General features: G+C 63.7%; 6 protein-coding genes. 4 read left to right on the top strand and 2 right to left on the bottom strand.

Annotated features, from left to right (window positions below; genetic code table 11):
* From JOZ76_RS31635 to JOZ76_RS31645, 3 genes are all read left to right on the top strand, one after another.
* A partial coding sequence (locus JOZ76_RS31635; RefSeq protein ID WP_291705321.1) for an MDR family NADP-dependent oxidoreductase occupies window positions 1-499 on the top strand: 499 nt, incomplete at its 5' end.
* Between the two features lie 244 nt (window positions 500-743).
* Window positions 744-1883: an FAD-dependent monooxygenase gene (locus JOZ76_RS31640; RefSeq protein ID WP_291705322.1), complete on the top strand. Its 1140-nt coding sequence runs from the start codon at window positions 744-746 to the stop codon at window positions 1881-1883.
* The gene (locus tag JOZ76_RS31645; protein ID WP_291705323.1) at window positions 1880-3493 is read left to right on the top strand and encodes a benzoate-CoA ligase family protein; all 1614 of its coding nucleotides are present in this window, start codon (window positions 1880-1882) and stop codon (window positions 3491-3493) included. Before JOZ76_RS31640 ends, JOZ76_RS31645 begins: the two co-directional genes overlap by 4 nt.
* A gap of 126 nt (window positions 3494-3619) precedes the next feature.
* On the opposite strand, the gene JOZ76_RS31650 is transcribed toward JOZ76_RS31645, so the two are convergent.
* Both JOZ76_RS31650 and maiA read right to left on the bottom strand, forming a co-directional pair.
* Window positions 3620-4129, bottom strand: a complete 510-nt coding sequence (locus JOZ76_RS31650) for a MarR family winged helix-turn-helix transcriptional regulator (protein WP_291705324.1) — start codon at window positions 4127-4129, stop codon at window positions 3620-3622.
* The gene (maiA, locus tag JOZ76_RS31655; RefSeq protein ID WP_291705325.1) at window positions 4119-4751 is read right to left on the bottom strand and encodes a maleylacetoacetate isomerase; all 633 of its coding nucleotides are present in this window, start codon (window positions 4749-4751) and stop codon (window positions 4119-4121) included. Before maiA ends, JOZ76_RS31650 begins: the two co-directional genes overlap by 11 nt.
* 88 nt (window positions 4752-4839) lie before the next feature.
* Between maiA and gtdA the strand changes: the two genes are divergently transcribed.
* The gene (gene gtdA / locus JOZ76_RS31660; RefSeq protein ID WP_291705326.1) at window positions 4840-5880 is read left to right on the top strand and encodes a gentisate 1,2-dioxygenase; all 1041 of its coding nucleotides are present in this window, start codon (window positions 4840-4842) and stop codon (window positions 5878-5880) included.
* Window positions 5881-5988: the final 108 nt, after the last annotated feature.

The following is a 5988-nucleotide window of genomic DNA, read 5'->3' on the forward strand; positions in this document are numbered from 1 at the left end:
CAAAGGATGTCGCGTGATCGGCATCGCCGGCGGCGCGGACAAGTGCCACTGGCTGACATCCGAACTCGGCTTCGATGCCGCGGTCGACTACAAGGACGGCACGCTGTTCAAGGCGCTGCGGGCCGCGGCGCCCAAAGGCATCGACGTCTATTTCGACAATGTCGGCGGCGACATTCTGGAAGCCTGCCTGCCGCAGATGAACAATTATGGCCGCATCGCCTGCTGCGGCGCGATCTCGCAATATGACGGCGCGCCCGCGGCGCATGGCCCGCGCGGCGTCCCCGGGCTCATCGTCGTCAAGCGCCTCATCATGCAGGGCTTCATCGTGATGGACTACATGAAGGAGAGCCAGCGCGCACTCGCCGACCTGCAAAGCTGGGTCGCCTCCGGCAGGCTGAAGGTGCAGGAGGATGTCATCGACGGGCTCGAAAACACGCCGAAGGCGCTGATCGGCCTGCTGGCCGGTGAGAACCGCGGCAAGCGCATGGTGAAGGTGTAGCGGAGGCTTCCGCGCTCCGGTTCTAGATTACCACTTGCATCCGTGATTCCGGGGCGATGCCAGACGGCCCCGCAAGCGCGGCCGGAGGGCATCGAACCCGGAATCTCGAGATTGCAGGCTCGCTCGTTGCGCTCGCGCCCCGGAATGACAGCATCAGACCTCGGCAATTTCCGCTGGCGCTCGCCGCGACCGCGCATTAGTGTACCCACCAAATAATAAGTATACTGTCAATCTGGAGGGCAACGTGCGCATTGCCGTGATCGGCGGAGGGCCCGGCGGTCTCTCTTTCGCCTATTTCTGGAAAAAGCGTCACCCGGAGGCGGAGGTCGAGCTGTTCGAGCAGAACCCGGCCGGCGTGACCTGGGGTTTTGGCGTCGTGTTCTCCGATCAGGCGCTGGAATTTTTGCGTGCCGACGATCCGAAGACCGTGGATGCGATCACGCCGCGCATGGAGAGCTGGAAAAACATCACGCTGACTCTGCGCGGGCAGAGCGTCGAGCTCGATGGCGTCGGCTTCTCCTCGATCGGGCGGCTCGAACTGTTGACCATTCTGCAGGCGCGCGCTCGCGCGGCGGGTGTTGTGGCCCGCTACGACGCGCAGATCACCTCGCTCGATCAATTTGCAGGCTATGACTTGATCGTCGCCGCCGACGGCCTCAACTCGCTGGTGCGCCGCGCCTATGAAGGCGATTTCGGAAGTTCGCTGTCCTACTCCAGCAACAAGTTCGCGTGGTACGGGACCACCAAGCGGTTCGAGACGCTGTCGCAGACGTTCGTTGCGACCGAGCGCGGCAGCTTCAATGCGCATCACTATCGCTACGCGCCCGGCATGAGCACGTTCCTGGTCGAATGCGACCGCGCGACTTGGGAGGCCTATGGCTTTGCCGACAGGAGCATCGAGGAGTCGAAGACGATCTGCGAGGACGTGTTCGCTGAAACGCTCGATGGCCACAAACTGATCTCCAACCGCTCGGTGTGGCGCAACTTTCCCTGGATCTGGAACGAGCGCTGGTGGTTCAAAAACATGGTGCTGCTCGGCGACGCGCTGCATACGGCGCATTTCTCGATCGGCTCGGGCACGCGGCTCGCGATCGAGGACGCCATCGCGCTGGTCAAGGCGCTGGAAGCGGATGCCGATATCCCGAGCGCATTGGGGCGCTATCAGGCCGCGCGCAAACCGATCGTCGAAAAACTGGTCACCGCGGCGCGCACCAGCGCAAATTGGTACGAGCATTTTTCCGAGCGTATGAAGCTCGGCCTGATGGATTTCGCATTCAGCTATATCACGCGGTCGGGGCGCATCGATCCCGCGCGGCTGCGCGCGATGTCGCCCGGCTTCATGGCGCGTTACGAGCAGGCAAAACAATGTGGAGAGAACGCATGACGCGCGGCATCGACGACAAGGTCCCGCAGGACGGCGCGGGCGCCCGCGAGATCGGCTTTGCCGTGCCGCAGGTCTACAATGCGAGCCGCGTCCTATTCGACAATCTCGAAAAAGGTCGCGGCGAACTCCCCGCTTTGGTCGGGCCCTGCGGCACGATAAGCTATGCGCAGCTTTGCGAGCAAGCCTGCCGTTGGGGCAACGGGTTTTTGTCGCTCGGACTCTCGCGCGGCGATCGCGTGCTGCTCTTTCTCGATGACACCCCGGCCTACCCGGCCGCGTTCTTTGGCGCGGTGCGCGCGGGGCTCGTGCCGCTCCTGATCAACACGCTGACGCCACCGGACCTCCTGCAATTCTACCTCGCCGATTCCAACGCGGCCGTTGCGGTCGCGGACGCCGAGTTTGCCGCACGCTTCGACGATGTGGCCTGCAAGGACACCCAGCTACGTACGCTCATCATCGTCAACGGCGAAGCATCAGGCCACGCGGCGGCGCAGACAATCGCCGCCGAAGAATGGCTGCCAGGCCTTGCGACCGAACTGGCCGAGGCCGACACCCACCGCAACGAGATGGCGTTCTGGATGTACTCGTCCGGTTCGACCGGACGGCCGAAAGGCATCGTGCATCTGCAGCACGACATGGCCTATAGCGACCAGGCCTTTGCGCGCAACGTGCTGAAGCTGACATCAGATGATATCTGTTTCTCGGTGCCAAAAATCTTCTTCGCCTACGGTTTTGGCAATTCGATCACCTTTCCCGTCTCCGCGGGCGCTGCGACGCTGCTGCTGCCCGGCCAGCCCAAGTCTGCATCGATCTTTGATGCGACCACGCGCTTTCGACCGACCGTGTTCTTCGGCCTGCCGACGCTCTACACCTCGCTGACCAAGGCAGACGGCGCGGCCGCGACCGATTTTTCCTCGCTGCGAATGGCGGTCTCGGCGGCGGAGGTGCTTTCGACCGAAGTGTTCAACGGCTGGAAAAAGCTGACCGGCCTCGAAATCGTCGAAGGCCTCGGCTCGACCGAGGTGCTGCACATCTATCTCTGCAATCGCGAGGACAATAAGAGGCCTGGTGCGGCGGGTCTGCGCGTGCCCGGCTACGAGGTCGCGCTGAAGGACAAGGACGGCCGCGACGTCGCCGACAATGAGGAAGGCATTTTGTGGGTGCGCGGCGATTCGGCGACGCCGCTGTACTGGAACCGCCCGGACAAGACCGCCGAGACCATTCGCGAGGGCGGCTGGATCTACACCGGTGATCGTTTCGTTCGCGACAGCGACGGTTTCCATTTCTTTCGCGGCCGCGCCGACGATCTGGTGAAAATATCGGGGCAATGGGTCTATCCCCTGGAGGTCGAGCTCTGCCTCGCCGAGCATCCCGAGGTGCGCGAATGCGCCGTCTATGCCGCCGAGCTGCCCGACCGGCGCATGACGTTGAAGGCCGTCGTGGTCTTGAACAGCGGCGCGCGCGATGAGAGCGATGCGACGAAAAGGCTGCAGGAGTTCGTCAAGGCAAAACTGCTGCCTTACAAGTATCCCCGCGAAATCCTGTTCATCGACGAACTGCCGAAAACCGGCACCGGCAAGATCGACCGCCAGGCCGTGATGCGGATGTAGAGTCATTGCAAGCAAAGGAAAGGTAGGGTGGGCAAAGCGAAGCGTGCCCACCATTCCCACAACGCTTGCGGAAGGACGGTGGGCACGGCGCGAAGACGCGCCTTTGCCCACCCTACCCCACCGCTGTCACCCGGCCCGGCCCAGATGCTCCAGCGCGTCCTCGGCGCGCAGCGGCACGCGCGAGGCCTCGTTGTTGAGATCGACGAGCTGCGACAACAGCGTCATCAGCGTCTTGCGGTCAGCAGCCTTCAAGGGCTGCAGCATGCGCGCCTGCGCGCGCTCGACCGCCGGCACGATGTCGCGCAGCAGCGCCGCGCCCGCTTTGGTGATGGTCAGCAGCTTGACCCGCCGATCCTCGGCCGATGCCGCGCGCTCGATCAGGCCCTTGGCCTGGAGCCGCTCGATCACGCTGCCGAGCGTCGAACGGTCGAAGGCGATCACGGCGGAGAGCCGCGTGGCGTCGATGCCGGGATGGGTCTGGATCGCGACCAGCGCCGCATATTGCACCGGCGTCAGGTCGAACTCCCTGCACTCCTCCATGAAGATCGCGACCGCGATCTGCTGCATCCGCCGGAACAGATAGCCCGGCTTGGTGTAGACCGCATCCATGGTAAGGGCGGCTGGTCTATTCTGCATCGCTCTGTCGCTCCGGTGCGGCATCAGCAAACGCGGCGAGCGCCTTCGCCGCGGTTTCGGCCTGCAACAGCCGCGGGAACGCTGCAACATCGACGCCGAACCGCCGCGCATTGGCGAGCTGCGGCACCAGGCAGATATCGGCCATCGATGGCGCCGCGCCGAAGCAGAAGGGGCCGGGCTCGTGGGCAATGAGGGTCTCGCATGCGAAAAGCCCCTCGCGATTGGCCCAGGCCGCCCAGCCTGTCACCTGCTCTTCCGGCAGACCAAGTTGGCGCAAGCGCGCAAGCACCTTCAGATTCTGCACCGGATGGGTGTCGCAGGCGAGCGCCATCGCAAATGCCCGCACCTTGGCGCGCCTCAGCGGAGCCTTTGGCAACAGCGGCGGCTCGGGATGGGTCTCCTCCAGCCATTCGATGATGGCGAGCGACTGGGTCAGGACCGTGCCGGCATCATCTTCGAGGGTCGGGACAAGACCTTGCGGATTGAGCGCGAGATAGGCCGGCGCGCATTGCTCGCCCTTGCGCAAATGATGCGGCAAATGCTCGACCTGCAGACCTTTCAAGTTCAGGGCGATGCGGACCCGGTAGGCCGCGCTGGAGCGAAAATAGCCATGCAGCTTCATCAGGGCCTCCCGTTATGCGTTGGAGAATTGACGTTAGCGAGATTGTCAGTATACTGTCAATCTAGAAGAACAAACGGGAGGCGCACCGATGGTGGCCGCTGCGACAACACCGGAACGCGAGGCGTTCTACCGAAAGATCGACGGCGAGAACCTGACCGCGCTGTGGACCGTGATGGGCGACCTCATCACGCCGGAGCCGAAGAGCGCGTGCCGGCCGCACCTTTGGAAATTCGCCGCCGTGCGCGACTACATGACGGAGGCGGGACGGCTCATCACTGCCAAGGAGGCCGAACGGCGGGTGCTGATCCTGGAAAATCCGGGCCTGCGCGGCCAGTCCAAGATCACGACCTCGCTCTATGCCGGCATCCAGATGGTGATACCAGGCGACGTCGCGCCGGCCCACCGCCACAGCCAGTCGGCGCTGCGCTTCATCCTCGAAGGCCGCGGCGCATTCACGACCGTCGACGGCGAGCGCACGCTGATGGAACCCGGGGATTTCGTGATCACGCCCTCGATGACCTGGCACGACCACGGCAACGAAACGACCGAGCCGATGTTCTGGCTCGACGGGCTCGACATTCCCCTGGTGCAGTTTCTCGACGCATCGTTCGCGGAAGGATCAAAGGAGGATCAGCAGACGCTGGCGCGTCCGGCCGGCGACAGTTTTGCGCGCTACGGCCACAACCTGCTGCCGGTCGACGGGAAGCGCAGGTCAAAGACCTCGCCGATCTTCAACTATCCATACGCGCATACGCGCGAGGCGCTGGAACAGGCAAAGACGCGCGACGACTGGGATCCGTGTCACGGGTTAAAGCTGAGGTTCACCAATCCCGAGACCGGCGATTTCGCGATGCCGACCATCGGCACGTTCATCCAGCTCCTGCCGAAGGGATTCAAGACGGCGCGCTACCGTTCCACCGACGCGACCGTGTTCGCCGCGATCGAGGGCAAGGGCCGCACGAAAATCGGCGAGCAGATTTTTGAGTGGGGCCCGCGCGATCTGTTCGTGGTGCCGAGCTGGCAGTGGGTGACGCACGAGGCCGACGACGCGGCAGTGCTGTTCTCGTTCTCCGACCGCCCCGTGCAGCAAAAGCTCGACCTGTTCCGCGAGGACCGCGGCAACGCGTGATGCGTCATTGCGAGCGAAGCGAAGCAATCCAGAGCCACGCGTAAAACTCTGGATTGCTTCGGCGCTTTGCGCCTCGCAATGACGCCGGCATTAGAAAAGTCGTAGGGG

Origin of the sequence: Bradyrhizobium sp., from assembly GCF_019244115.1 — a bacterium.
In the GTDB taxonomy this organism is placed as follows: domain Bacteria; phylum Pseudomonadota; class Alphaproteobacteria; order Rhizobiales; family Xanthobacteraceae; genus Bradyrhizobium.

What these genes read in the sequence shown, in the direction of transcription:
- JOZ76_RS31645 (WP_291705323.1), top strand. Translation starts at nt 1,880, where the DNA reads ATGACGCGCGGCATCGACGACAAGGTCCCGCAGGACGGCGCGGGCGCC.
- maiA (WP_291705325.1), bottom strand. Translation starts at nt 4,751, where the DNA reads ATGAAGCTGCATGGCTATTTTCGCTCCAGCGCGGCCTACCGGGTCCGC.
- gtdA (WP_291705326.1), top strand. Translation starts at nt 4,840, where the DNA reads ATGGTGGCCGCTGCGACAACACCGGAACGCGAGGCGTTCTACCGAAAG.
- JOZ76_RS31650 (WP_291705324.1), bottom strand. Translation starts at nt 4,129, where the DNA reads ATGCAGAATAGACCAGCCGCCCTTACCATGGATGCGGTCTACACCAAG.